Here is a 25,450-nt window from a genome sequence, read left to right as displayed (position 1 = left end):
GCTTAGGGTTAACCGAATGGACAGACGTGAGCCCCACGAGGCCGATTCGGACGATCTCATCGCCCGGGTGCTCGATCGGTCGACCACCCGAGCGCAGGTCGTTCACGCCGATTGGGACGAGCCCCGCGGTGCCGACGGTGACCAGTACGAGCGGGAAGAACGCAGGGCGCTGCGGCGTGTACCCGGTTTGTCGACTGAACTCGAGGACGTCACCGAGGTCGAGTACCGGCAACTGCGCATCGAGAACGTCATCCTCATCGGCATCTACTCCGGTGGAACGCTCGACGAAGCCGAGACATCGCTCCACGAACTGGCAGCTCTCGCGGAGACGGCGGGAGCCGTCGTGCTCGACGGCGTGCTGCAACGTCGTCCCACCCCCGACCCGAGCACCTATTTCGGCAAGGGCAAGGCCGCCGAACTGGCTCACCTGGTGGCATCCCTCGGTGCCGACACCGTCATCGCCGACACCGAGCTTGCGCCCAGCCAGCGCCGCGCCCTGGAGGACGTCGTCAAGGTCAAGGTGATCGACCGCACCGCGGTCATCCTCGACATCTTCAGCCAGCACGCCAAGAGCCGCGAGGGCAAGGCCCAGGTCGAGTTGGCCCAACTCGAATACCTGCTGCCCCGGCTCCGCGGCTGGGGCGAGTCGATGTCCCGCCAGGCCGGCGGGCAAGTCGGCGGCGCCGGAGCCGGGATGGGCTCGCGCGGCCCCGGTGAGACCAAGATCGAACTCGACCGTCGCCGGATCCACACCCGCATGGCGAGGCTGCGGAAACAGATCGCCGGTTTCGCGCCTGCGCGCGAGGCCAACCGGGCCAACCGGCGCCGCAACGCCGTCCCATCCGTGGCGATCACCGGCTACACGAACGCCGGGAAGTCCTCGCTGCTGAACCGGATCACGCGCACCGGCGCCCTCGTCGAGAATGCGTTATTCGCCACGCTCGACACCGCCGTGCGACGGTCCACGACCGAGGATGGCAGGGTCTACACGCTGGTGGACACCGTCGGCTTCGTCAGGAACCTGCCGCACCAGCTCGTCGAGGCGTTTCGGTCGACGCTGGAAGAGGTACGCGACGGCGACGTCATCGTGCACGTGGTCGACGCCTCGCATCCGGACCCCGCAGGACAGCTGGCGACCGTGCGGGCCGTGATCGGGGAGCTGGGTGCCCGCGACATTCCCGAGATCGTTGCCTTCAACAAGGCGGACCTGGTGACCGAGGATGAGCGGCTGGTGCTGCGCGGTCTCGAGCCGAGAGCCGTCTTAACCTCGGCGCGCACCGGCGAGGGCGTCGACGAATTGCTGGAGTGTATCGCCCAGCTGCTCCCGAAACCGTCGATCCGGCTTCAATTACTCGTGCCGTACGATCGCGGCGAAGTCATCTCCGCTCTGCACGAGCGCGGCCGCATCCTGGACACCGCGTACGTCGAAGGTGGCACGGCGGTCACCGCCCTGGTCACCGAGCAGCACGCGGCGCAACTGCAGGACTACGTGGTGCCCGGCGACCGGCACGTTGCCGACGCGAACCCGGCCTGACCGGGTAACCCGTTTCGGTTAGACCGCGCGCAGTACCGCGACGACCTTGCCCAGCACCTCGGCGTGGTCGCCCAGGATCGGGGCGAAACTCGTGTTCCGCGGAAGCAACCAGGTGTGTCCGTCACGCTGCTGGAACACCTTCACCGTAGCTTCCTCATCGAGCATGGCCGCGACGATGTCACCGTTCTCCGCGGTGTTCTGCTGACGCACCACGATCCAGTCGCCGTCACAGATCGCGGCATCGATCATCGACTCGCCCGACACCTTGAGCATGAACAGCTCGCCCTTGCCGACGAGCTGCCGGGGGAGTGGGAACACCTCGTCGATCTGCTGCTCTGCGGTGATGGGGATGCCGGCGGCAATGCGACCGACGAGCGGGACCATGGCGGCGTCGCCCACGGGGATCCGCGCATCGGAGGGGGCCGCGCCGGACTCCGCGGCGCCGGAAGAATGCGGCACATCGATAAGGATCTCCAGTGCCCGCGGCCGCTTGGGATCGCGACGGAGGTAGCCGCTCAGTTCGAGCTGACCGAGTTGGTGGGTCACGCTGGACAGTGACGATAGGCCCACTGCGTCGCCGATCTCGCGCATGCTCGGCGGGTAGCCGCGGGATTCCACCGAATGCCGGATCGCCTCCAGGATGGCGATCTGCTTGGCACTGAGGCTCTTGCGCCGGCGGGTGCCGCGCTTGGACCGGGGCAGCTTCTGGGCCGATGCCGCCCGGTCGGTCGTGGCTGCGGCTGCCTGATCTGCGGTGTCCATGTCATGTCCGATCTTCGATGTCAGTGGTGCCTGGTTTGCTGATGCCGACACCAATACTGTACCGCCGAGCCGCGGGATAAGCAAAGGTGTGTTCGACGGTGTGTCGATAAAAAATGTCGGCGGATCGAAAGAAAAAGGTTGCACGAAGAAGGTAGACGAATGTATGTTCGGAACGTGAGTTCGCATTCGGCGCTCCCGGCCGAGCGCCGAATGCGAACGCAGCACAGTGTAGAAGCCAGCGGTAAAGACCAGCAGGTAAAAGCAAGCACGGTGAGAAAGGTGAACGACATGGTTCCCACCCCGACTCGACCACGCGGAAACGCGGTGGTCTCCACCGGCGCGAGCGTTCACGCACCGCGGCTGCGCATCACCCGACGCGGCCGAATGGTCCTCACAGCCCTGGCGGCCATTCCGCTGATCACCGGTGCCCTGATGTTCACCGCCAACGGTGTCGCCGCCGCGACCGAAACGGCCAGTTCGGCGGCGTTCCAGCAAGTGACCGTGGCGGCGGGTCAGTCATTGTGGCAACTGGCCGCCGTTCTGGCGCCATCCGCCGATCCACGCGATGTCGTGTCCGACATCGTGCACCTGAACCAATTGGACGGCGCCGACGTGCAGCCGGGTCAGCGACTGGCGATACCGAGCCGATACTCGCACTGACGAAGCCCAGCACGGCAATACGATGGCAGGGTGATTTCTCTCTCCGACCTGCCCATCCGGGACGACCTCAGGGGCCGCACGCCGTACGGGGCACCGCAGAAACCGGTACGGATCGCTCTCAACGTCAACGAGAACACGCATCCCATCCCGGAGTCCGTGGCCACCGACATCGTGGCGGCGCTGGCGGTGGCCGTCCGCGGCGCCAACCGCTACCCGGACCGGGAATTCACCGCACTGCGGCACAGCCTGGCCGGCTACCTCGGGCACGGGGTGGCTCCGGAGAACATCTGGGCGGCCAACGGCTCCAACGAAGTGCTGCAACACCTGCTCCAAGCCTTCGGCGGGCCGGGTAGGAGGGTGCTCGGCTTCCCACCCACCTACTCCATGCACTCCATCATCGCGGCGAGCACCGGAACCACTTGGGTCACCGCCCCGCGCGACCCAGGGTTCGAGATCTCTCCGGAAACGGCGGTGCGCGGCATCGAGTCCACGCAGCCGGATGTGGTGTTCTTCTGCTCGCCGAACAATCCGACCGGAACCGGGGTGTCGCTGGAGACGATCGCCGCCGCCTACGAGGCCACCTCCGGCATCGTCGTCGTCGACGAGGCCTACATCGAGTTCGCACCCGCCGGACTACCCAGCGCGCTGACGCTCCTCCCTGGGCGGGAACGGCTCGTGGTCTCCCGCACCATGAGCAAGGCGTTCGCCTTCGCCGGAGTCAGACTCGGCTACCTGGCCGCAGACCCGGCCATCGTCGACGCGTTGCGTCTGGTGCGATTGCCCTATCACCTGTCGGCACTCACTCAGGCGGCGGCGACGGCGGCGCTGGCCCACTCGAGTCAGATGCTGGCGATGGTCGACGACATCAAGCAGCAGCGCGACCGTCTGCTCCGGGAGTTACCCCAGCTGGGGTTCACGGTCTGGCCGAGCTGGTCCAACTTCGTGTTGTTCGGCGGAGTCAACGACCCGCACGCGATGTTCGAGGCCCTGCTCGAGCAGGACATCCTGATCCGCGACCTCGGCATTGCGCACCACCTGCGCGTCACCGCGGGCACCGAGCCGGAGACCACGGCGTTCCTGAACGCTCTCGCTAAGCTTGACGGATGACGCACCAGCGTGAAGCGCACCTGAGACGTGAAACCAGCGAGTCCAGCATTGAGCTGTCGCTGAACCTGGACGGCACCGGACGTGCCGACATCGACACCTCGGTGCCCTTCTTCGACCACCTCCTGACCGCGTTCTCGAAGCACTCGCTGATTGACCTGATGGTGCGCGCACACGGCGACACCCAGATCGACGTGCACCACACCGTCGAAGACACCGGAATCGTGCTAGGCAAGGCCCTCGCCGAGGCGCTCGGCGACAAGGCCGGCATCTCCCGGTTCGGCGACGCCCTGGTGCCGCTGGACGAAGCCCTCGTGCAAGCGGTGGTCGACGTGTCGGGCCGACCGTACTTGGTGCACTCCGGCGAGCCGGCCGGCTTCGAGTTCCACCTGATCGGCGGCCATTTCACTGGGTCCATGGTGCGCCACGTCTTCGAGGCGATCACGTTTCACGCCATGCTCACCGTGCACGTCACGGTGCTGGCCGGACGTGACCCGCACCACATCGCCGAGGCGGAGTTCAAGGCCTTCGCGCGCGCCATGCGCCAGGCGGTAGCCCTGGACCCGCGCGTTGACGGCATCCCTTCGACGAAAGGGGCGCTCTGAGATGCGCCGACCAACCGTAGTCGTCCTGGACTACGGAAGCGGTAACGTCCATTCCGCGTCGAAGGCGCTCGAGGCAGCCGGCGCCAACGTCGAACTGACCGGGGACCGGCACAAGGCCTGGGACGCCGACGGCCTGGTGGTTCCCGGAGTCGGAGCGTTTTCCGCCGTCATGGCCGCGTTGGCTGAGGCCCGCGCACCGGAACTGGTGGACCGGCGGCTGGCCGGCGGTCGGGCCGTCTTGGGCATCTGCGTGGGGATGCAAGTGCTCTTCGAGGCAGGCGTCGAGGGCGGGGACTCCACCCCAGGTCTGCATCAATGGCCCGGAATCGTTACCGAACTGCAAGCACCGGTGCTGCCGCACATCGGCTGGAACACGGTGGAGGCTCCGGAAGACTCCACACTGTTCGCCGGCGTAAGAAACGAGCGGTTCTATTTCGTGCACTCCTTCGCGGCCGCGCACTGGGATCTACCGGCCAGCGGCACCCTCGCGCCGGCGTCGCTGACCTGGGCCGAGCACGGCACCCGCTTCCTCGCCGCGGTGGAGAACGGTCCGCTGGCCGCCACCCAATTCCACCCCGAAAAGTCGGGTCTTCCGGGCATCCGGCTGCTGTCCAACTGGGTGGCAGCCCTGCACAGTGACTAGTATCTGAATCTTGTGCCGTACGCCACCGGCAGCACCAGCTGTTGTGCACCGAGACCTGGCCGAGAAGGACCACATGAGCGAATTCACCACCACCCCGCAGTTGATTTTGCTGCCGGCCGTCGATGTCGCCGACGGCAAAGCCGTGCGGATGACGCAGGGCGAAGTCGGCACCGAGACCAACTACGGCGACCCGGTCGAGGCGGCGGACGACTGGGCGCACCAGGGCGCCGAGTGGATCCACCTCGTGGATCTCGACGCCGCGTTCGGACGTGGCGACAACCACGGCGTGATCAAGCGGGTGATCCGCCAGGTGCGCGGCGTCAACATCGAACTGTCCGGCGGCATCCGTGACGACGCCAGCCTGGAACGCGCCCTGGCCACCGGTGCCAAACGCATCAACCTCGGCACGGCGGCGCTGGAAAACCCGGAATGGGCCGCGCACGTCATCGCAGAATACGGCGAGTCCATCGCCGTCGGCCTCGACGTTCGCGGCAACACTCTGGCGGCCCGAGGCTGGACCAAGGACGGCGGCGACCTGTTCCAGGTCGTCGACCGGCTCGAGGCCGCGGGCTGCGCCCGCTACGTCGTCACCGACGTGACCCGCGACGGCACGCTGACCGGGCCGAACCTCGATCTGCTCAGTGCGGTGGCCGAGCGCACCGACAAGCCGGTGATCGCCTCCGGCGGCATCTCCAGCCTGGATGACATCTCCGATCTGCGCGCGCTGGTGCGGTTCGGCGTCGAGGGCGCCATCGTCGGCAAAGCGCTGTACGCCAAGGCGTTCACCCTGGCCGAGGCGTTGGACGTGGCCGGCAACTGATGCCCGTGTCGAACACGACCGATTCCGCCGGCCAGCCCTGGGCGGGCCGCAGCTTCGCCCACGTGACCGCGTCCGACGACGACGGCACCGCACCGCAGGAATACCTGGCAGTCCTCGACCGGTTCCATGCCGGGGACGCCGGTGCCGATGAGGTGGTGCGGGTGCTCGCGCGGTGCCGGTTGTTCGTGCCGCTGGTCGCCAAGCTCGCCGAAGCGACCACCAGCAACGGGCTGGCGTCCGACAAACGGGCGGAGATGTCGATCGTCACCGTCGCCGGTCCGGACGGCCGCAACGTGCTTCCGGCCTTCACCAGCGTGGCCGCCCTGCAGCGGTGGAACCCTCGCGCACGTCCCGTCGCGCAGACCATGCGGCTCATCGCGCTGGCAGCGGCCGACGACGGGACCGATCTGGTGGTGATCGACCCCACTTCGCCCACCGAATTCGCGGTGCGCCGACCCGCTGTCTGGGCTTTGGCGCAGGATCTGCCGTGGACTCCGAGCTACGGCGACCCCGAGGTGCTCGCCGAGTTCGTCCAGGCGGCAGGCCCGGAGCCTTCGGTCGACGCCGTTCAGGTGGCCGCCGGCGACCCGGATGCGCGACTCACCGGTCCCGAGTTGGCCCTCGTGCTGCAGCTTGATGACGGACTCGGACCGGACGAACTGACCGCTGTGGTGGGCAGGATGCAACAGCGCTGGGCCTCCAGCACGGTGCTCGCCGAGCGGGTCGACTCGCTGGAGATCCGACTGGTCGCGAAGGGCGCCTGAGCGCGGTCAGCGGGGCTGCACCGTCGGAATCTCTCGTCTTGGTAACCATCCGCCGCTCGTGTTGTCATCCCGACCGGCACGTGGATAACCTCGATTGAACGTCAACCACAGCATTGGCAACCCGACGGCGTATTGCTGAGTCCCCACCGGAAAGAAACCAATGAAATCCAAGCTCGTCCTCGCGCTCGTCCTCGCCTCCGCCACGGTCCTGTCCTTGGGCGCCTGCGCCACAGGCGACCAGAGTCCCGCGGCGTCGTCGTCGGCGGATGCCGGCAGCAAGGACCTGCAGGCCCTGGGGGACCGCGGACTGGTCATCGGCACTGAGGGGACGTACCGGCCGTTCTCCTACCACGACTCGGCGACGAACAAGCTCACGGGCTACGACGTGGAGATCGCCGAGGCGGTGGGCAAAAAGCTCGGCGTGAAGGTGTCGTTCCAGGAGACGCAGTGGGATGGAATCTTCGCGGCGTTGGACGCGAAGCGGTTCGATGTCATCGCCAACCAGGTGTCCATCACTCCGGAGCGCGAAGCCAAGTACTCGTTCAGTGAGCCCTACACGGTGTCGCCCGGCGTCATCATCACCAAGACCGATGACACGGACATCACAAGCTTCGCCGATCTGAAGGGCAAGAAGACGGCGCAGTCCAACACCAGCAACTGGTACGCGCTGGCGCAGAAATATGGCGCCGACGTCGAGGCGGTCGAGGGCTGGGCGCAGGCGATCGCGCTGCTGCAGCAGGGACGCATCGACGCCACCGTCAACGACAAGCTCACGCTGCTCGACTACGAGAAGCAGAACCCCGGAGTCAAGCTGCGCATCGCGGCAACCGCTGACGACCCGGCCAAGAACGCGTTCACCTTCCGCAAGGGAAGTACGCTGGTGACCGACTTCAATGCCGCGCTGAAGGAACTCTCCGACGACGGCACGCTGGCGAAGATCTCCGAGAAATATTTCGGTGAGGACGTCACGCACTAGGTGATCTAATGACCGGAGGACGCATCGCATGAGCCCTCCGGTCGGCAGTATCGAGTACTACTGGGACCTCGTCGCCCACTCGCTGCTGCCGATCCTCGGCGGCGCCGTGGCGGGCACCATCCCGTTGTCGCTGGCCTCCTTCGCGCTGGGACTGCTGCTGGCCATCCTGGTGGCCATGATGCGCATCTCGAAGAACTCGTTCGCCCGCGGCGTCGCGCGAACCTTCGTGTCGATCATCCGCGGCACGCCGCTGTTGGTGCAGCTGTTCGTGGTGTTCTACGGACTGCCCACCATCGGGGTGCTGCTCGACCCCTGGCCGAGCGCCATCATCGCGCTGTCGTTGAACGTCGGCGGCTACGCGTCCGAGGTGGTGCGCGCCGCCATCCTGGCCGTCCCCAAGGGCCAGTGGGAGGCGGGGTACACGATCGGGATGTCGAACAGCCAGACCCTGCGCCGGATCGTGCTGCCGCAGGCCGCCAGGGTCTCCGTGCCGCCGCTGTCCAACACGTTCATCTCCCTAGTGAAGGACACGTCGCTCGCCTCGGTGATCCTGGTCACCGAACTGTTCCGCCAGGCGCAGCAGATCGCGGCGTCGAGCAGCCAATTCCTGGTGCTGTACATCGAGGCCGCCGTCGTGTACTGGGTCATCTGCTTTGTGCTGGCCGGTGGCCAGGCCGCCATTGAGAAAAGATTGGACCGCTATGTCGCGCACTGATATGTCGCGCACTGACGGAGCACAGGCGCCTGTCGGCCTGTCGGTGAGCGGGCTGAGCAAATCCTTCGGTGACCATCGGGTGCTGGACGGGATCTCGTTCGAGGTGTCCGGCGGCAGCGTGGTGGTGATCATCGGCCCGTCCGGCTCGGGGAAGACCACCATTCTGCGCTCGCTCAACGCGTTGGAGACTCCGGATGCCGGGATCGTCCGCATCGGCGCGGATGTGGCTGTCGACTTCTCGGCACCCGTGACGAAGGCCGATATCGCGGCACTGCGCCGGAAGTCGGCGATGGTGTTCCAGCACTACAACCTGTTTCCGCATATGACCGTGCTGCAGAACATCACCGAGGGACCGGTTCAGGTGCAGAAACGCCCGGCCGACCAGGTGCGCGCTGAGGCGGTGGAGTTACTGCGGCGGGTGGGGCTGGAGGAGAAGAAGGATGTGTACCCGTTCGAGCTGTCCGGCGGGCAGCAGCAGCGGGTGGGCATCGCCCGCGCCCTGGCCATCCGGCCGGAGGTCCTGCTCTTCGACGAGGCCACCTCGGCGCTCGATCCGGAACTGGTGGGCGATGTCCTGAGCGTGATGAAGGACCTGGCCCAGGAGGGGTGGACGATGGTGGTGGTGACACACGAGCTCGAGTTCGCACGCCGAGTGGCCGACCAGGTGCTGTTCCTCGACGGCGGTGTCATTGTGGAGAGCGGACCACCCGAAGCGATCTTCACCGATCCGCAACACGCCCGCACCCAAAAGTTCTTGAGTCGCCTGCTGCATCCGCTCGACTGAGCGGTGTTGATGTATGCCGGTAGGTGGGTCTCAACGGGGCTCGACCACCGGGGTGCGGTGACGCTGCGCGGGCTCGGCAGCTCGGACGCGGGGGAGGGGACTAGCTGACCGGACCGGTCCACTTCTCGCCTGGGCCCTTGCCCGGGGCGTCGGGGATAGCGGATGCCTCGCGGAACGCCAGCTGCACAGAACGCAAGCCGTCACGTAACGGTCGGGCGTGGACGTCGCCGATCTCCGGGGCGCCGGCTGTCACCAGCCCAGCCAGCGCGGTGATGAGCTTGCGCGCCTGGTCCAGGTCCTGCTGGTTCTCCGGATCGTCGGCCAATCCGCACTTGACCGCCGCGGCGCTCATCAGGTGCACCGCGACGGTGTTGATGATCTCGGCGGCCGGCACGTCGGCGATGTCGCGGGCCGCGGCGCCGGAGCGATCGGTGTCTTCAGAATGCCCGTGTCCGTCGGTATCGCTCATTAATCGTTCCTCTGTTAGACTCATGCGGGCCCCGAAGCCGTCAATGGCAACGGGAACGAAAGTGGAAACTCTCCCACCCGCGTTGACCGCTGTATAAGGTTACCGGGTTGTTGGTACCCCGCTGACGTCCGCTCCGGCGGTCGTTGGTAGTTCAGGGTGCCGGGCCAGTGACCGGGTGAATGACGCCCGGAACTGGCAGGACCGTCTTCTTTCGTCGCGTGAGCGGCATCCGTCTCTCACGTGGCAGCATCCGGTCTGCTTCGAAGCAGCCGACACAGATAAGAAAGAGGATTCACCTATCAGCGATCCCCGTACCAATGACCGAATCCGGGTTCCCGAGGTCCGGCTTGTTGGCCCCCGTGGCGAACAGGTCGGCGTCGTGCGAATTGAGGATGCCCTCAGGCTTGCCCAAGAGGCCGACCTGGATTTGGTTGAGGTAGCTCCCAACTCCAAGCCGCCCGTGGCAAAGATCATGGACTACGGCAAGTTCAAGTACGAAGAGGCCCAGAAGGCCAAAGAGGCCAGGCGCAACCAGGCCAACACCATCCTCAAGGAAGTACGCTTCCGACTGAAGATCGACAAGCACGACTACGAGACCAAGCGCAAACGCGCGGAGGGCTTCCTCTCCGGCGGCGACAAGGTGAAAGCCATGATCCTGTTCCGCGGGCGTGAGCAGTCCCGCCCGGACCAGGGTGTTCGCCTGCTGCAGCGCTTCGCGGAAGACGTGGCCGAATTCGGCTCCGTGGAATCCACGCCGATGATCGACGGACGCAACATGGTCATGGTGATCGGTCCGCACAAGAACAAGGCGACGGCGAAGGCCGAAGCCGAGGCGCGGCGCACCGCGAACAAGGCGCCCAGAACCAAACCAGAAGCAGCTTCGGCGGACACTCCTGCCGAGAACGCACCAACGAAAGAGGATAAGGATGCCTAAGCAGAAAACCCACTCGGGATCCAAGAAGCGATTCAAGGTCACCGGCACCGGCAAGATCATGAAGCAGCAAGCCGGTATGCGGCACAACCTGGAAGTGAAGTCCGGTCAGCGCAAGCGTCGCCTCAACTCGGACCAAGTACTCGCCCCCGTGGACGCCAAGCGCGTGAAGAAGCTGCTCGGCCTCTAGGCCCCGCTCCGACCACCAGACCGATCAGTCAAGGAATCTAAGAAATGGCAAGAGTCAAGAGGGCAGTCAACGCCCACAAGAAGCGCCGCGTCATCATCGAGCGCGCCTCCGGATACCGCGGGCAGCGTTCCCGCCTGTACCGCAAGGCGAAGGAGCAGGTCACCCACTCGCTGGTCTACTCCTACCGCGACCGTCGGGCACGCAAGGGCGACTTCCGCCGCCTGTGGATCCAGCGCATCAACGCGGCGTCCAGGGCCAACGGCCTCACCTACAACCGCCTCATCCAAGGACTCGCCCTCGCCGGCATCGAGGTCGACCGTCGCATGCTCGCCGACCTCGCCGTCACCGACCCCGCTGCCTTCACGGCTGTGGTGGAAGCGGCCAAGGCGGCGCTGCCCAGCGACACCTCGGCACCGTCCGCGGCGTAGCTGCAACTAGCATTGCTCACGTGCTGGACAATCCGCGGTCACCGAGAGTCAGAGGCGTAGCCAAGCTCGCGAAGCGGGCGACCCGCGCGGACACCGGTCTCTTCCTGCTGGAGGGCCCGCAGGCGGTGAAGGAGGCGTTGGCCTTCCGGCCGGACCTGGTGGTCGAGTTGTATGCGACCCCCACGGCGCTGGAGCGGCACATCGACATCGCCGCCTCCGCGGTGGAAGCCGGCGTCGACGTCGAATTCGTCACGGAACAAGTGCTGGATGCGATGGCGGACACCGTCACACCGCAGGGTGTCGTCGCGGTCTGCCACCAGTTCCCCACCTCGGTGAAGGACATCCTGTCGCTGAGCCGGCATCCGGGTGGGGCGCGGCTCGTGGCCATCCTCGAAGAGGTGCGCGACCCCGGAAACGCGGGAACGATCGTGCGTGCGGCGGATGCTGCCGGTGCCGACGGGGTGATCTTCACCGGTCGCAGCGTCGACCTGTACAACCCCAAGGTGGTGCGCGCCTCGACCGGATCGATCTTCCATCTGCCGGTGGCGGTGGGGGCCAGCCTGATCCCGGTTCTGGAGCGGGTGCGTGCCGCCGGACTCACCGTGCTGGCCGCCGACATCAAGGGTGAAGACCTGCTGGCTGCCCGGCAGGACGGTACGCTGGCCCACCCCACCGCCTGGCTGTTCGGCAACGAGGCGCGGGGTCTGACCGACGAGCACCTGGCCCTGGCCGACCGCAGCATCACCGTGCCGCTCTATGGCCACGCGGAGTCCATGAACTTGGCCACCGCGGCCTCCGTATGCCTTTACGAGTCCGCGTTTGCGCACCACAGTATCGGCTGACCACAGTATCGGCTGACTACAGTATCGGCTGACCACCAACGACACCCAGGGGGAACGTATGAAGGTTCGGAACTACCTGGCGATCATCGCGGTGCTCGGCCTGACAGCTGGTCTGACCGCCTGCACCTCGGATGCGCCCCCGAAGATTCAGGTGGCCACCCACTTCGCCGCGGGCACCACCATGGCCAGGCTCCACGATGCCGGGACGATGACCATCGCGACCAGGTTCGACCAGCCGCTGTTCGGGCTGGCCCCGGCCGAGGGCGCCGATAAGACGCCGGCCGGATTCGATGTCGAGATCGGAAAGCTGATCGCCTCCAAGCTCGGGATCGCCGGCGACAAGATCACCTGGGTGCAAGCCACCTCCGACAACCGGGATGCGCTCATTGCCGAGAAGAAGGCCGACCTGGTCATCGCCGGCGACCTGATCAACGATGAGAGCAAGCAGAAGGTCGCCTTTGCCGGGCCCTACTACACGCAGGGCCAGGACCTGCTGGTGGCCACGGGTAACCCCGGCGGCATCCACGGACCGCAGGACCTCCGCGGCAAGACCGTGTGCACCATCGCCGGATCCTCATACGGCACCGTGATCTCGCAGTATGCGGTCACCCTCAGTGGGGCACCCTCCGCCGCGGAATGCCTGCCCGGTGTCAGCGACGGGAGCATCACGGCGGTCACCGCCGACGACGTGACGCTGGCCGCACTGGTCGTCACCAACCCGGACAAGTTCGAAGTGCTCGGCAATCCGTTCACCGCCTATTCTGCGGGAATTGCCGTGGCGCACGACGACGATAAATTCCGAAGCTTCGTCAACGACGTGCTGGAGCAGTCGTTCGGTGACGGCACCTGGAAGAAGTTGTGGGATAGCACCGCGGGCACGGTGCTCGGGGGCTCCCACCCGCCGCTGGTGAACCGCTACTAACGCCGATCCTCGCGGCTAACGGGTCGGTCACAACCGCCGATATTGAGTCAGCCGAACCGCCGACTGTGTGGTTGTATGTTCCCATGCAGTCCTCAAATACCGGAGAGCCTCTGGTCGTCCTTGACAGGGTGAATAAGCACTTCGGCGATCTCCACGTGCTCAAAGACGTGTCCACGACCGTGCATCGCGGTGAAGTCGTTGTGGTGATCGGCCCGAGCGGCTCGGGCAAGTCCACCCTCTGCCGCGCCATCAACCGGCTTGAGACGATCGACAGCGGCACCATCACCATCGATGGCCAGCTGCTCCCGGAAGAGGGCAGGGGGCTCGCCAAGCTCCGCGCCGATGTCGGCATGGTGTTCCAGGCGTTCAACCTGTTCGCACACAAGACCGTTCTGGAGAACGTAACCCTCGGTCCGCGCAAGGTGCGCGGGCAGTCCAAGGCGGCCGCCGACGCGCACGCGCTGGAATTGCTCGACCGCGTCGGCGTCGCCAACCAGGCCAAGAAGATGCCCGCGCAACTCTCCGGCGGTCAGCAGCAGCGGGTCGCCATTGCGCGCGTGCTCGCCATGGACCCGAAAGTCATCCTGCTGGACGAACCGACCTCGGCGCTCGACCCCGAGATGATCAGCGAGGTGCTGGATGTCATGGTGCAGCTGGCGCACGATGGAATGACCATGGTCGTGGTCACCCACGAGATGGGCTTCGCACGCAAGGCAGCCAATCGGGTCCTGTTCATGGCGGACGGCGAAATCGTCGAAGAGAACACCCCAGACGCGTTCTTCACGAACCCCACAAGCGCGAGAGCGAAAGACTTCCTCTCGAAAATACTCACCCACTAACCGGTGGCTGAGCATCACAGCAATAAGGAGAATCCCATGAGACTCAAAAAAAGTCTGATGATTTCCGCCGTCGTCACCGCCAGCATTCTGGGCCTGGGGGCCTGCGCGAGCGGGACCAACGAACCAGCCGCGTCCCCGTCCGTAGCGGCGTCGCCGGAATTCGAAGCCGGCACCACCATGGCCAAGCTGCATGACGCGGGCACCATGACGATCGGCACCAAGTTCGATCAGCCGCTGTTCGGCCTGAAGGGTCCGGACAACAAGCCGGTCGGCTTCGACGTGGAAATCGGCAAGATCATCGCCGGCGCGCTCGGCATCGCCCCAGACAAGATCAAGTGGGTCGAGACCGTCTCCGCCAACCGAGAACCGTTCATCGAGAACGGCACGGTTGACATCGTCGTCGCGACCTACACGATCAACGACACGCGCAAGCAAGTCGTGTCCTTCGCCGGACCGTACTACACCGCAGGTCAGGACATCCTGGTGCTGAAGGGCAACCCCGAGAAGATCAAGGGCCCAGAAGACCTCAAGGGCAAGAACGTCTGCAGTGTCGCCGGTTCCACCTCGGAGAAGAACATCGCCCCGTACGGCGTGAACTTGATCACGACCGACACCTACTCGAACTGCCTTGAGCCGCTACGCAGCGGCAAGGTGATCGCGGTCACCACGGACAACGTGATTCTGGCCGGTCTCGCCGCCCAGAACGAAGGCGAATTCGAAGTGGTCGGCAACCCGTTCACCAAGGAGCCGTACGGCATCGGCCTGAAGAAGGACGACACGCAATTCCGCAACTTCATCAACGACACGCTTGAGAAGTCCTACAAGGACGGCACCTGGAAGAAGGCCTGGGAGGACACTGCGGGCAAGGTACTGAAGACCCCGGAGCCACCGGCCGTCGACCGGTACTGAGCCGCAGGCACCGAAAACCGGTCCTGAGTAATAAATCGGCGCAGGACCCACCGGGTATCGTCCCGGTGGGTTCCTGCTGCCACCGACAGCGTTCGATCGGAGGTGATACATGGACGCGATCATCGATTCCGCCCCGCTGTATCTGAACGGGTTTCTGACCACTCTCGAGCTGTTGGTGTTCTCCGGCATCGGCGCGTTCATACTCGGCGTGCTGGTCGCCGCCATGCGCATCTCACCGATCCCCTCGCTGCGCGGCTTCGCGACCGTCTACACCGAGGTGCTGCGCAATGTGCCCCTGCTGCTCGTGCTGTTCTTCTGCGCCTTCGTGCTGCCGATTCTGGGCTCCGACCTCGACTACTTCCCGCTGGCCGTGATCGGCTTGACCGCCTACACGTCCCCGTTCGTCGCCGAAGCGATCCGCTCCGGGTTCAACGGGGTCCCGGTCGGCCAGGCCGAGGCGGCCAGGAGCATCGGCATGGGCTTCGGGCAAACCGTCGCGCTCGTGGTGCTGCCCCAGGCGGTGCGGATGGTCGTGCCGCCGCTCATCAACGTGTTCATCGCCCTCACCAAGAACACATCGGTGGCCGGGGCGTTCTTCGTCGTCGAACTGTTTGGCGCCACCAGCAGCGCCACCCGGGACCACGGCGACGCCGTGATCCCGCTGCTCATCTTCGCGGCCGCGCTGTACCTGGTGATCACCGTGCCTCTGGGGCTGATTGCCGGCGTGATCGAGAAGAAAGTGGCGGTGCTGCGATGAGCGTTCTCTACGACGCCCCCGGCCCGAAATCGCGCCGCCGGTCGCTGGTCGTCTCGATCATCGCGGGCATCCTCATCCTCGGGTTCCTCGCCTGGGTCGGCTACACCCTGGCCAGCCCCCGCGTCAGCGCCAACGGCGCGCAGACCCCCGGCATGTTCTCGCCCACCCGTACCGACATCCTGTCCACCCCGGTGCTGTGGCAGGCCTTCGGCACCGGCGTTCTGGCGACACTGCAGATGGCCGCCGTTGCCGCGGTGCTCGCCATCGCCATCGGAATCCTGTTCTCCTTCGCCCGCACCGCCCGAAGCGCCTGGATCCGCACCCCCACTGCCGTGATCCTCGAGTTCTTCCGCGGCATGCCCGTGCTGCTGATGATGCTGTTCATCCTGCTGGTCTTCGCGGTCGGCCCCTACTGGTCCGGTGTCGGGGCGCTGGCCGTGTACAACGGGGCGCTGATCGGCGAGTCGTTGCGGGCCGGCATCCAGTCCCTGCCGCGCGGACAACGCGAGGGCGGCCTGTCCATCGGCCTCACCGGCGTGCAGACGCGGATGCTGATCGAGTTCCCGCAGGCGTTCCGCCAGATGCTGCCCATCATCATCGCCCAACTGGTCGTGCTGCTGAAGGACACCTCGCTGGCCTACGTCGTCGGGTATCCGGAGCTGTCGCGCACCATCAAGAACCTGCAGAACTTCTACGGCAACCGCTACCTGTTCACCCTGTTCGCGGTCGGCCTGGTGATCTACCTGGTCCTGAACCTCACGCTGTCCTGGATCGCCCGGTACATCGCACGGCGCAGCGGGCCGAAGTCGGGAGCTCTGACTCCGGAGGAGCCGCGAGTGCCGGGCGCGGACGGCACGCAGGCGCTTATCCTGCCGCTGCGCGGCGGAAACCGCGTCGGACCACCCCGCTAAACTTGGGTCTCGTGTCAGAGACCACCATCACCGAACCAGCGGTAGCGGCGGCGGTGGATGCGGCACTGGCCGCGATCGCCGCGGCGACCGATTCGCAGACGCTCAAGACCGTACGCATCGAGCACGCCGGGGAAGCGTCGGTGCTCGCGAGCCTCAATGCCGCCATCCGCAACCTGCCAGCCGATCAGAAGCCGGCCGCAGGCAAACTGCTGGGCGCGGCGCGCGGCAGGGTCGGCGCGGCCCTGACCGCCCGGGAGGCCGAAGTGACCGCCGCGGAAGAGGCGGAGCAATTGCGGGCGGAAGCCATCGACGTGACCGCCGTGCCGCTGCGCCAGACCAGCGGCGCGCGGCATCCGCTGAGTCTGCTGATGGAACGGATCGGCGACATCTTCATCGGCATGGGCTGGGAGATCGCCGAAGGCCCAGAACTCGAGAACGAGTGGTTCAACTTCGACGCGCTCAACCTCGACCAGGATCACCCCGCCCGCGCCATGGCAGACACCTTCTTCGTTGACCCGGTCGACTCGCACCTCGTGCTGCGCACGCAAACCTCCCCGGTGCAGATCCGCACGCTGCTCGAGCGGGAGTTGCCGGTCTACATCATCGCGCCGGGCAAGGTGTTCCGCACCGACGAACTCGACCCCACCCACACACCGGTATTCCACCAGATCGAGGGCCTCGCGATCGACAAGGGCCTCACCATGGCCCACCTGCGCGGCACACTGGAACACTTCGCTCGCCTCATGTTCGGCGCCGAGGCGAAGATCCGGCTGCGCCCCAACTACTTCCCCTTCACGGAGCCCAGCGCCGAAATGGATGTCTGGCAGCCGAACGCGAAGGGCGGCGCCCGCTGGATCGAGTGGGGCGGCTGCGGCATGGTGAATCGCAACGTGCTGCGCGCCGCGGGCATCGACCCGGACGAATACCAGGGCTTCGCGTTCGGCATGGGCGTCGAACGCACACTTCAGTTCAGGAATGACCTGAACGACATGCGCGACATGGTGGAGGGCGACATTCGCTTCAGTAGGCAGTTCGGAATGGTGGTCTGATGCGGGTCCCGATTTCATGGTTGCGCGACTTCGTCGACGTTCCCCAGGGGGCGACACCCGCCGAGGTGCACGCCGCCCTGGTCAAGGTGGGCTTCGAGGAAGAGGACATCCACGCCTTCGGCGTGAGCGGACCCATCGTGGTCGGCCAGGTGCTGTCGGCGGAGCCGGAGCCGCAGACCAACGGTAAGACGATCATGTGGTGCCAGGTGTTGGTCTCGACAGGCTCGACCACCGGAGGGGACGGCGAGACGCGAGGCATCGTCTGCGGCGCGCACAATTTCGCCACGGGGGACAAGGTCGTCGTCACCCTGCCCGGCTCGGTGCTGCCCGGCCCGTTCCCGATCGCCGCGCGCAAGACCTACGGCCACGTCTCCGACGGCATGATCGCCTCGGTGCGCGAGCTCGGCATCGGCGACGAGCACACCGGCATCCTGCGCCTGGCCTCGCTCGGCCTCGACCCCGAGGTGGGAACGGATGCGATCGCCCTGCTGGGCCTGGATGACTCCGCCGTGGAGATCAACGTCACCCCCGACCGCGGCTACGCGTTGTCCATTCGCGGCGTGGCCCGCGAGTACTCCAACTCCACCGGCGCAGCCTTCCGCGACCCCGCCCTGGCGGTGCCCGCCGTCGCCGCCTCCACCGAGTTTCCGGTGTGCATCGACGACACGGCACCGATCCGCGGACACGTCGGCGCCTCGGTGTTCGTCACCCGGGTGGTGCGCGGCATCGATCCGAGCCGGCCCACTCCGGCCTGGATGGCCGCGCGGCTGAAGCTCGCCGGCATCCGTTCCATCTCGCTCGTCGTCGACATCACGAACTACGTGATGATCGAACTGGGCCAGCCCATCCACGGCTACGACCTGGCAAAGCTCACCGGCGGTATCACGGTGCGCCGGGCCCGGCCGGCCGAGAAACTGGTCACGCTGGACGACCAGGAGCGCGCCCTGGACCCGCAGGACCTGCTGATCACCGACGACTCCGGTCCGATCGGCCTGGCCGGCGTCATGGGCGGCGCGTCCACCGAAATCAGCACCACGACCACCGACGTACTCATCGAGGCGGCGAACTTCGACCCGATCTCGATCGCTCGCACCGCACGCCGGCACAAGCTGCCCAGCGAGGCGTCCCGACGTTTCGAACGCGGCGTCGACCCGGCCGTTGCCGCGCCAGCGGCCGCCCGCGTGGTGCAACTGCTGGAACAACTGGCCGGCGGCACTGCGGATGTGCTCGGCTCGGACTATGACGCCAGTGTCGCCCCCGAGCCCATCCGGCTGAACTCCGGCTACGCCGCATCCATCGTCGGCGTGGACTACAGCGACGACGAGATCCTCGACGCGCTCACCGCCGTGGGCGCAGCCGTCCAGTCGGTACCCGGCGCACTGCTGGTCACCGCACCGACCTGGCGACCCGACCTGCGCGATGCGGCCGACCTGACGGAAGAGGTCGCCAGAATCGTCGGCTACGACCGCATCCCGTCGGTGCTCCCGATCGCACCCCCGGGTCGAGGACTGACGCGTTCGCAGCGACTGCGGCGCTCCGTCGGCCACTCACTGGCCGCCGGCGGCCTCACCGAAGTGCTCGCCTACCCGTTCGTCACCCAGTCCGGCAACGAGACGTTCGGTGCCCCAGTCGGCACCGCCGCCGCCATCACCCTGGCCAACCCGCTGGATGCCACAACGCCGCAACTGCGATCGTCGCTGCTCCCCGGCCTCATCGAGGTCGCCAGGCGCAACCTGTCCCGCGGACTGACCGACCTGGCCATCTTCGAGCAGGGCAGCGTGTTCCGGCCCGTGCCCGGCACCCGCTACGGCAGCGGACCGCTGCCGGCCGGAACCAGCCGGCCCGACCAGGCCACCCTCGCGGCGCTGGAGGGCAGCATCCCGCCGCAACCGCTGCACGTGGCCGCCCTGTTCCTCGGCAACGTCGTGGCGAAGCAACCGGGCCAGAACGCCGTCGAGGCCTCCATGACGGATGCGCTGCACGCCATCCGCCAGATCGAATCCGCCCTCGGCGTGAGCATCGACGTGGCCCGGGGCGAGCATCAGGCCTTCCACCCGGGCCGCACCGCCCAGCTGAGCGTCGGGGAGGAACTCGTCGGTTTCGCCGGCGAACTGCTGCCGGCACTGGCGCACGAACTCGACCTGCCCCGGCATGTCGTCGTCGTGGAGGTCGACCTCGGGCTGCTCATCGACCTCGCCCCGCGCGAGGTGGTCTCCACGCCCATCGCGACACTCCCGGCGGCCACGCAGGACCTGTCACTCGTGGTCGACGCCGAAATCCCCGCCGCCGATGTGCTGGATGCGGTGGTGAGCGGAGCCGGAGAGCTGCTTGAAAACGCGCAGCTCGTCGACGACTACCGAGGCTCTGGCGTGCCCGCCGGAACCAAGTCGCTCACCTTCGCGCTGCGGTTCCGCGCCGCGGACCGAACACTGACGGCGGCCGAGGCCAGCGGCGCCAAGCTGGCCGGCGCCGAGCTCGCCGGATCGCGTTTCGGGGCCACGGTACGCGAATAAATTGCGCGTCTGCGCGGGGCGCCTGTCACGCGACTGCCCAAGCAGCATCGGCACGGTAGGCTTAAAACATGTCCCTTTCCGTTGCCGTAGCCGGCGCCAGCGGCTACGCAGGCGGCGAATTATTGCGTCTGCTCGCCCAGCATCCTGACCTCGACGTGACGACCGTCACGGCGTTCGGTAACGCCGGGCAGGAGTTGCTGGCGGTGCATCCGCACCTGCGCTCCTACCGCGGCCTCATCCTGAAGGAAACGACCGCCGAAACCCTGGCCGGTCACGACGTCGTCTTCCTCGCGTTGCCGCACGGCAAATCCGGGGAGCTGGCCGAAACGCTGCCCGCCGACACCGTCGTGGTGGACTGCGGCGCCGACCACCGGCTCACCAGCAGCGCCGACTGGGACGCCTTTTACGGCGGCCACTACTACGGCGCCTGGACCTACGGGCTGCCGGAGTTGATGCTGGCGGACGGCTCCCGCCAGCGCGAGAAACTCGTCGGCGCGACGCGGATCGCCGTTCCGGGATGCAACGTCACGGCCATGACCCTGGGTGTCGCGCCTGGCGTCGCCGCCGGCGTGGTCAGCGCCCAGGACATCGTCGCCGTGCTGGCGGTCGGTGCCTCCGGCGCCGGCAAGAAGGCCACAACGGAACTGCTCGCCAGTGAACTGCACGGCTCGGCCCGCGCGTACGCCGTGGGCGGGATCCATCGCCATACGCCCGAGGTACGCCAAAACCTCCGTGCCGCCGGCGGCACCGACGTGAGCCTCTCCTTCACCCCGATCCTGGTACCGATGTCCCGCGGCATCCTCGCGACCACCACGGCGAAGCTGACCGCCGGGGCCGGCGCCGCCGAAGTGCGCGCGGCCTGGGAGAGCGCCTACGCTGACGAACCGTTCGTGCAGCTGCTGCCGGATGGCAGGTTCCCGACCAGCGGGGACACCCTGGGCGCCAACACCGCGCTGGTCGGCGTGACCGTCGACGAGTCCGCCGGGCGGGTCATTGCGGTGTCCGCCATCGACAACCTCACCAAGGGCACGGCCGGTGCCGCCGTCCAATGCCTCAACATCGCCCTCGGGTTCGACGAAACCGAGAGCCTCAGCGTGAACGGAGTCGCGCCGTGAGCGTGAGCGTCCCCCAGGGATTCGTGGCGACCGGAGTGGCCTGCGGGCTGAAGGCCGGCGGCGGCAAAGACCTCGCCATCGTGCTGAACCGGGGCCCCCGGCAGGCGGGCGCCGCCGTGTTCACCAGCAACCGGGCCAAGGCGAACCCGGTGCTGTGGTCGCAGCAGGTGATCGGCGACGGCGTCGTCTCGGCGATCGTGCTCAACTCCGGCGGCGCCAACTGCTACACCGGCACCCAGGGCTTCCAGGCCACGCACCGCACCGCAGAACTCGCCGCCGAGCTTTTGGATGTCTCCTCCGCCGACATCCTGGTCTGCTCCACCGGGCTGATCGGCGAGCAACTGGACCTGGCCAAGATCGAAGCCGGCCTCGCCAGCGCCCGCGACGCCCTCGTGCAGGGCGCCGCGGCGGACGGCGGTGGACACGACGCGGCGCTGGCTATCATGACCACAGACACGCACCCGAAAGAGACCGTGGTGCAGCGGGACGGCTGGTCGATCGGCGCGATGGCCAAGGGTGCCGGCATGCTCGCACCCGGACTGGCCACGATGCTCGTCGTGCTCACCACCGACGCGGACCTGCCAGCCGAAGCGCTGGACGCGGCGCTGCGATCCGCCACCAGGGTCACCTTCGACCGGCTCGACTCAGACGGCTGCATGTCCACCAACGACACCGTTGCCCTGCTGGCCTCCGGCGCATCCGGCATCGCGCCGCACGCGCAGGAGTTCACCGACGCGCTCATCGAGGCCTGCCAGAGCCTGGCGCAGGAGTTGCAGCAGGATGCCGAGGGCGCCTCCCACGACATCACCATCGAGGTGGTGAACGCGGCGACCGAGGACGACGCCGTGCAGGTCGGCCGCGCGGTCGCACGCAGCAACCTGTTCAAGACGGCGATCTTCGGCAACGACCCCAACTGGGGCAGGGTACTGGCGTCGGTCGGCACTACCTCGGCCGCCTTCGACCCGTACGGCATCGACGTGACGATCAACGGGATCCGGGTCTGCCGGGCCGGCGGGCCGGACCAGCCGCGCGAGCTCGTGGACCTCACTCCGCGTGCCGCGCACGTGCTGATCGACCTCGGTGTCGGCAGCGAGCAGGCCAGCATCCTGACCAATGACCTCACCCACGATTACGTGCACGAGAACAGCGCATACGCCAGCTGATGGGCGACAACTGGTTGCAGCACCACCGCGGCGACACCGTCGTCGTGAAGTTCGGCGGGAACGCCATGGTCGACGACGCGCTCAAGCGCGACTTCGCCGCGGACATGGTGGCGTTGCTGCACGCCGGAATCCGCCCTGTCGTGGTGCACGGCGGTGGACCGCAGATCTCCGCGGCGCTGCAGCGCGCCGGGATCCCCACCGAATTCCGGGGCGGCTATCGCTTCACCAGCACGGAGGCCATCCAGGTGGTGCACGATGTGCTCGCCGACGAGGTCAGCGGCGAGCTGACCGCGCTGATCAACGCGCACGGCGACTACGCCAGGTCCGTGTCGGGGGAGCACGAGTCGCTGTTCACCGGCCGGCGTCGCGGCGTGGTGGTCGATGGCCGCGAGGTCGACCTGGGCCACGTCGGCGACATCGACGAGGTCAACCCGGCGCCCATCGTGGCGCTGCTGGATGCCGGCCGCATCCCCGTGGTGTCCTCGATCGCCCCGGATCGCGCGCATCCGGGCCACAGCCTCAACGTCAACGCGGATGCCGCGGCGTCGGCGGTGGCCATCGCACTGCAGGCGAGCTGGCTGCTGGTGCTCACCGACGTTCCCGGCCTGTACCGGAACTGGCCGAACCGCGATTCGCTGGTGTCCCGGATTGATACCCTGGAACTCGAGGCGCTGCTGCCCACGATGACGTCCGGCATGATCCCGAAGGTGCGCGCCTGCCTGGATGCGGTGCGCGGCGGCGTCGGTCACGCGGCCATCATCGACGGCACGAAAAGCCACGCCCTGCTGCGAGAACCGTTCGGCGTCGGCGGCACCACCATCGAGCCGGCCGCACGCTGACCGCACAGAACAGATGAGGAAGACACAACTGTGAGCAACAACGTTCAAACCGGGCGGGCCGCTGCGGTCGCCACGGCGCTGCCCTGGCGCGACCGCTACGCGGCGTCCCTCATGGACACCTTCTCCGTGCCTCTGGCGTTGCTGGTGCGCGGCGAAGGGTGCTACGTCTGGGATGAGACCGGCAAGAAGTACCTGGATTTCCTGGGCGGCATCGCGGTCAACGTGCTCGGCCACGCGCATCCCGTTCTGGTGGAGGCGGTGAGCCGCCAGGTCGGCTCCCTGGTACACGTGAGCAATTACTTCGCAAGTGAGCCCCAGATCGAACTCGCGGAACGGCTGCTCCGCCTCTCCGGCGCCGGCCCGGACGGTCGCGTGTTCTTCAGCAACTCCGGAACGGAGGCGATCGAAGGAGCGTTCAAACTGGCCAGGCTGAACCGGGGCGACGGCACCCGCACCCGGATCCTCGCCCTGGATGACGCGTTCCACGGGCGCACCATGGGGGCTGTCACACTGACCGCCAAGGACGCCTACCGTCAGCCGTTCGAACCGTTGGTGCCCGGCATTGAGCACATCCCCGCGACCCTTGAGGCGCTGGAGGCCGCCATCGACGACCGCGTCGCCGCGCTGTTCGTTGAGCCCATCCAGGGCGAGGCGGGCGTGCTCGACCTCCCGGACGGGTTCCTGCAGCGCGCCAGGGAACTCACCGCCGCCCACGGAGCACTGCTCATCCTCGACGAAATCCAAACCGGCGTCGGCCGCACCGGAACCTGGTTCGCCTTCCAGCGTGACGGCATCACGCCGGACGCGGTCGCCCTGGCCAAGGGCATCGCCGGCGGGGTGCCGATGGGCGCCCTCATCACGTTCGGCGGCGCCACCACTCCGTTCACCCCCGGCCAGCACGGCACCACGTTCGGCGGCAACCCGCTGGCCGCCGCCGCGGCGAACGCGGTCCTGGGCGAGATCGAAGCAGCCGACCTGCTCGGCAACGCTCACCGCCGCGGCCAGCAGTTGCAGGAGCGGATCCTCGGGCTCGGCTCACCGCTCGTGGCCGGCGTGCGCGGCCGCGGCCTGCTCCGAGGCGTCGCCCTGAACCGTCCGGTCTCGAAGGAGATCGCCGCGGAGGCGATGCGCCGCGGCCTGATCGTCAACGCGCCCAATCCGTCCACCATCCGCCTGGCCCCGCCACTGATCGTCGGCGACGCCGAGCTCGACGAATTTCTCACCCTGTTCGGCGAGGCCCTGGAGGCTGTGGCATGACCCGTCATTTCTTGCGCGACGACGACCTCAGCCAGGACGAGCAGACCGCCATCCTCGATCTCGCCGTGGAGTTGAAGAAGGACCGGTTCGCGGTGCGGCCGCTGGCCGGCCCGCAGACCGTCGCGGTGATCTTCGACAAGTCCTCCACCCGCACCCGGGTCTCGTTCGCCGTCGGCATCGCCGACCTCGGCGGCGTGCCGCTCATCATCAGCACCGCCAGCAGCCAGCTCGGCGGCAAGGAGACCGCCACCGACACGGCTCGGGTGCTCGAACGGCAGGTGGCCGCCATCGCCTGGCGCACCTACGGCCAAGCCGGACTCGAGGAGATGGCCCTGGGCACCACCGTGCCGGTGATCAACGCGCTCACCGACGACTTCCACCCCTGCCAGCTGCTCGCGGACCTGCTCACCATCCGCGAACACCGCGGCCGGCTGGCCGGCATGACGGTCACCTTCCTCGGTGACGGCGCCTGCAACATGGCGCAGTCCTACCTGCTCGCCGGCGCCACCGCCGGCATGCACGTGCGCATCGCCTCACCCACCAACTACTCGCCGGCCGCCGTCGTCGTCGCGGACGCCGAGGCGATCGCCGCCCGTACCGGCGGGTCGATCGAGCTGTTCACCGACCCGGCGGATGCCGTCGGCGGCTCGGACGTGGTCGTCACCGACACCTGGGTGTCGATGGGCAAAGAGAAGGAGAAGGCCCAACGGCTGACCACCCTCGACAGCTACCAGGTCGACGCGGAACTGATGGCACTGGCGAAGCCGGACGCTTTGTTCCTGCACTGCCTGCCCGCCGACCGCGGCTTCGAGGTCACCGCCGAGGTGATCGACGGGCCGCAAAGCGTGGTCTGGGACGAGGCGGAGAACCGGCTGCACGCGCAGAAGGCGCTGATGGTCTGGCTGCTGGACCACAACACCCCCTGACAACTGTTCCCGTTCCGGCTAAT

At 67.2% G+C, this 25,450-nt stretch carries 28 protein-coding genes; 26 read left to right on the top strand and 2 right to left on the bottom strand.

Translation table 11 applies throughout. The annotated features are described in order from the left end of the window. Positions 1-16 precede the first annotated feature (16 nt). Positions 17-1,534: a GTPase HflX gene (hflX, locus tag ABFX56_RS13395; protein ID WP_346233850.1), complete on the top strand. Its 1,518-nt coding sequence runs from the start codon at positions 17-19 to the stop codon at positions 1,532-1,534. Between the two features lie 18 nt (positions 1,535-1,552). Here the strand turns inward: hflX and lexA are convergent, their stop codons facing one another. Further along, the gene (lexA, locus tag ABFX56_RS13390; RefSeq protein ID WP_346233849.1) at positions 1,553-2,296 is read right to left on the bottom strand and encodes a transcriptional repressor LexA; all 744 of its coding nucleotides are present in this window, start codon (positions 2,294-2,296) and stop codon (positions 1,553-1,555) included. 288 nt (positions 2,297-2,584) lie between these two features. Here lexA and ABFX56_RS13385 point away from each other — a divergent pair, with 288 nt between their 5' ends. The 9 genes from ABFX56_RS13385 to ABFX56_RS13345 all read left to right on the top strand — a co-directional run bounded on the left by ABFX56_RS13385 (position 2,585) and on the right by ABFX56_RS13345 (position 9,367). Continuing rightward, positions 2,585-2,956, top strand: a complete 372-nt coding sequence (locus ABFX56_RS13385; protein WP_346233848.1) for a LysM peptidoglycan-binding domain-containing protein — start codon at positions 2,585-2,587, stop codon at positions 2,954-2,956. Positions 2,957-2,986: 30 nt separating this feature from the next. Further along, positions 2,987-4,063 carry a histidinol-phosphate transaminase gene (locus ABFX56_RS13380; protein WP_346233847.1) on the top strand — a complete coding sequence of 359 codons (1,077 nt, stop codon included), beginning with the start codon at positions 2,987-2,989 and terminating at the stop codon, positions 4,061-4,063. Further along, positions 4,060-4,665 (top strand): imidazoleglycerol-phosphate dehydratase HisB, encoded by a 606-nt coding sequence (gene hisB / locus ABFX56_RS13375; RefSeq protein ID WP_346233846.1) that lies wholly within the window; start codon positions 4,060-4,062, stop codon positions 4,663-4,665. Before ABFX56_RS13380 ends, hisB begins: the two co-directional genes overlap by 4 nt. 1 nt (position 4,666) lies before the next feature. Further along, positions 4,667-5,308: an imidazole glycerol phosphate synthase subunit HisH gene (gene hisH / locus ABFX56_RS13370; protein ID WP_346233845.1), complete on the top strand. Its 642-nt coding sequence runs from the start codon at positions 4,667-4,669 to the stop codon at positions 5,306-5,308. Between the two features lie 73 nt (positions 5,309-5,381). Continuing rightward, on the top strand, positions 5,382-6,128 hold the full coding sequence (gene priA, locus ABFX56_RS13365; RefSeq protein ID WP_346233844.1) for a bifunctional 1-(5-phosphoribosyl)-5-((5-phosphoribosylamino)methylideneamino)imidazole-4-carboxamide isomerase/phosphoribosylanthranilate isomerase PriA: 747 nt from the start codon (positions 5,382-5,384) through the stop codon (positions 6,126-6,128). Positions 6,129-6,133: 5 nt separating this feature from the next. Next, the gene (locus ABFX56_RS13360) at positions 6,134-6,892 is read left to right on the top strand and encodes an SseB family protein (RefSeq protein ID WP_346233842.1); all 759 of its coding nucleotides are present in this window, start codon (positions 6,134-6,136) and stop codon (positions 6,890-6,892) included. A gap of 160 nt (positions 6,893-7,052) precedes the next feature. After that, positions 7,053-7,868, top strand: a complete 816-nt coding sequence (locus ABFX56_RS13355; protein WP_346233840.1) for an amino acid ABC transporter substrate-binding protein — start codon at positions 7,053-7,055, stop codon at positions 7,866-7,868. A gap of 28 nt (positions 7,869-7,896) precedes the next feature. Next, the gene (locus ABFX56_RS13350) at positions 7,897-8,583 is read left to right on the top strand and encodes an amino acid ABC transporter permease (RefSeq protein WP_346233839.1); all 687 of its coding nucleotides are present in this window, start codon (positions 7,897-7,899) and stop codon (positions 8,581-8,583) included. Then, entirely contained in the window at positions 8,570-9,367 is a 798-nt protein-coding gene (locus ABFX56_RS13345; RefSeq protein WP_346233838.1) for an amino acid ABC transporter ATP-binding protein, read from the top strand. Before ABFX56_RS13350 ends, ABFX56_RS13345 begins: the two co-directional genes overlap by 14 nt. A gap of 100 nt (positions 9,368-9,467) precedes the next feature. Here ABFX56_RS13345 and ABFX56_RS13340 read toward each other — a convergent pair whose 3' ends face one another. Next, on the bottom strand, positions 9,468-9,836 hold the full coding sequence (locus ABFX56_RS13340) for a DUF1844 domain-containing protein (protein ID WP_346233837.1): 369 nt from the start codon (positions 9,834-9,836) through the stop codon (positions 9,468-9,470). A 298-nt stretch (positions 9,837-10,134) separates the two neighbouring features. Between ABFX56_RS13340 and infC the strand changes: the two genes are divergently transcribed. From infC to argF, 16 genes are all read left to right on the top strand, one after another. After that, on the top strand, positions 10,135-10,770 hold the full coding sequence (infC, locus tag ABFX56_RS13335; RefSeq protein ID WP_346233977.1) for a translation initiation factor IF-3: 636 nt from the start codon (positions 10,135-10,137) through the stop codon (positions 10,768-10,770). Beyond that, on the top strand, positions 10,763-10,957 hold the full coding sequence (rpmI, locus tag ABFX56_RS13330) for a 50S ribosomal protein L35 (RefSeq protein ID WP_346233836.1): 195 nt from the start codon (positions 10,763-10,765) through the stop codon (positions 10,955-10,957). Before infC ends, rpmI begins: the two co-directional genes overlap by 8 nt. Positions 10,958-11,001: 44 nt before the next feature. After that, entirely contained in the window at positions 11,002-11,385 is a 384-nt protein-coding gene (gene rplT, locus ABFX56_RS13325) for a 50S ribosomal protein L20 (RefSeq protein WP_346233835.1), read from the top strand. Between the two features lie 20 nt (positions 11,386-11,405). After that, positions 11,406-12,227, top strand: coding sequence for a TrmH family RNA methyltransferase (locus tag ABFX56_RS13320; RefSeq protein WP_346233834.1), 822 nt, complete (start codon positions 11,406-11,408; stop codon positions 12,225-12,227). Positions 12,228-12,285: 58 nt separating this feature from the next. Further along, complete coding sequence (locus ABFX56_RS13315) at positions 12,286-13,149, top strand: transporter substrate-binding domain-containing protein (protein WP_346233833.1); 864 nt, start codon at positions 12,286-12,288, stop codon at positions 13,147-13,149. Positions 13,150-13,232: 83 nt separating this feature from the next. After that, the gene (locus ABFX56_RS13310; protein WP_346233832.1) at positions 13,233-13,988 is read left to right on the top strand and encodes an amino acid ABC transporter ATP-binding protein; all 756 of its coding nucleotides are present in this window, start codon (positions 13,233-13,235) and stop codon (positions 13,986-13,988) included. A gap of 36 nt (positions 13,989-14,024) precedes the next feature. Continuing rightward, positions 14,025-14,897, top strand: a complete 873-nt coding sequence (locus tag ABFX56_RS13305; RefSeq protein WP_346233831.1) for a glutamate ABC transporter substrate-binding protein — start codon at positions 14,025-14,027, stop codon at positions 14,895-14,897. Between the two features lie 109 nt (positions 14,898-15,006). Continuing rightward, on the top strand, positions 15,007-15,654 hold the full coding sequence (locus ABFX56_RS13300; protein WP_346233830.1) for an amino acid ABC transporter permease: 648 nt from the start codon (positions 15,007-15,009) through the stop codon (positions 15,652-15,654). Then, complete coding sequence (locus tag ABFX56_RS13295) at positions 15,651-16,565, top strand: amino acid ABC transporter permease (protein WP_346233829.1); 915 nt, start codon at positions 15,651-15,653, stop codon at positions 16,563-16,565. Before ABFX56_RS13300 ends, ABFX56_RS13295 begins: the two co-directional genes overlap by 4 nt. 11 nt (positions 16,566-16,576) lie before the next feature. Next, positions 16,577-17,614: a phenylalanine--tRNA ligase subunit alpha gene (gene pheS / locus ABFX56_RS13290; RefSeq protein ID WP_346233828.1), complete on the top strand. Its 1,038-nt coding sequence runs from the start codon at positions 16,577-16,579 to the stop codon at positions 17,612-17,614. Further along, a complete protein-coding gene (pheT, locus tag ABFX56_RS13285) occupies positions 17,614-20,127 on the top strand; it encodes a phenylalanine--tRNA ligase subunit beta (protein WP_346233827.1) in 2,514 nt (837 codons plus the stop codon). Before pheS ends, pheT begins: the two co-directional genes overlap by 1 nt. Before the next feature lie 68 nt (positions 20,128-20,195). After that, a complete protein-coding gene (gene argC, locus ABFX56_RS13280) occupies positions 20,196-21,242 on the top strand; it encodes an N-acetyl-gamma-glutamyl-phosphate reductase (protein WP_346233826.1) in 1,047 nt (348 codons plus the stop codon). Then, entirely contained in the window at positions 21,239-22,405 is a 1,167-nt protein-coding gene (gene argJ, locus ABFX56_RS13275; RefSeq protein WP_346233825.1) for a bifunctional glutamate N-acetyltransferase/amino-acid acetyltransferase ArgJ, read from the top strand. The genes argC and argJ overlap by 4 nt, the downstream gene beginning before the upstream one ends. Continuing rightward, the gene (gene argB, locus ABFX56_RS13270; RefSeq protein WP_346233824.1) at positions 22,405-23,244 is read left to right on the top strand and encodes an acetylglutamate kinase; all 840 of its coding nucleotides are present in this window, start codon (positions 22,405-22,407) and stop codon (positions 23,242-23,244) included. Before argJ ends, argB begins: the two co-directional genes overlap by 1 nt. A gap of 30 nt (positions 23,245-23,274) precedes the next feature. Continuing rightward, the gene (locus ABFX56_RS13265; protein ID WP_428834451.1) at positions 23,275-24,501 is read left to right on the top strand and encodes an acetylornithine transaminase; all 1,227 of its coding nucleotides are present in this window, start codon (positions 23,275-23,277) and stop codon (positions 24,499-24,501) included. Continuing rightward, positions 24,498-25,427, top strand: a complete 930-nt coding sequence (argF, locus tag ABFX56_RS13260) for an ornithine carbamoyltransferase (RefSeq protein ID WP_346233823.1) — start codon at positions 24,498-24,500, stop codon at positions 25,425-25,427. Before ABFX56_RS13265 ends, argF begins: the two co-directional genes overlap by 4 nt. Positions 25,428-25,450 lie beyond the last annotated feature (23 nt).

The sequence above is a fragment of the Parafrigoribacterium mesophilum genome, from assembly GCF_039652555.1.
Lineage (GTDB): Bacteria > Actinomycetota > Actinomycetes > Actinomycetales > Microbacteriaceae > Parafrigoribacterium > Parafrigoribacterium mesophilum.
This window is presented reverse-complemented; position numbering and strand designations above follow the sequence as displayed.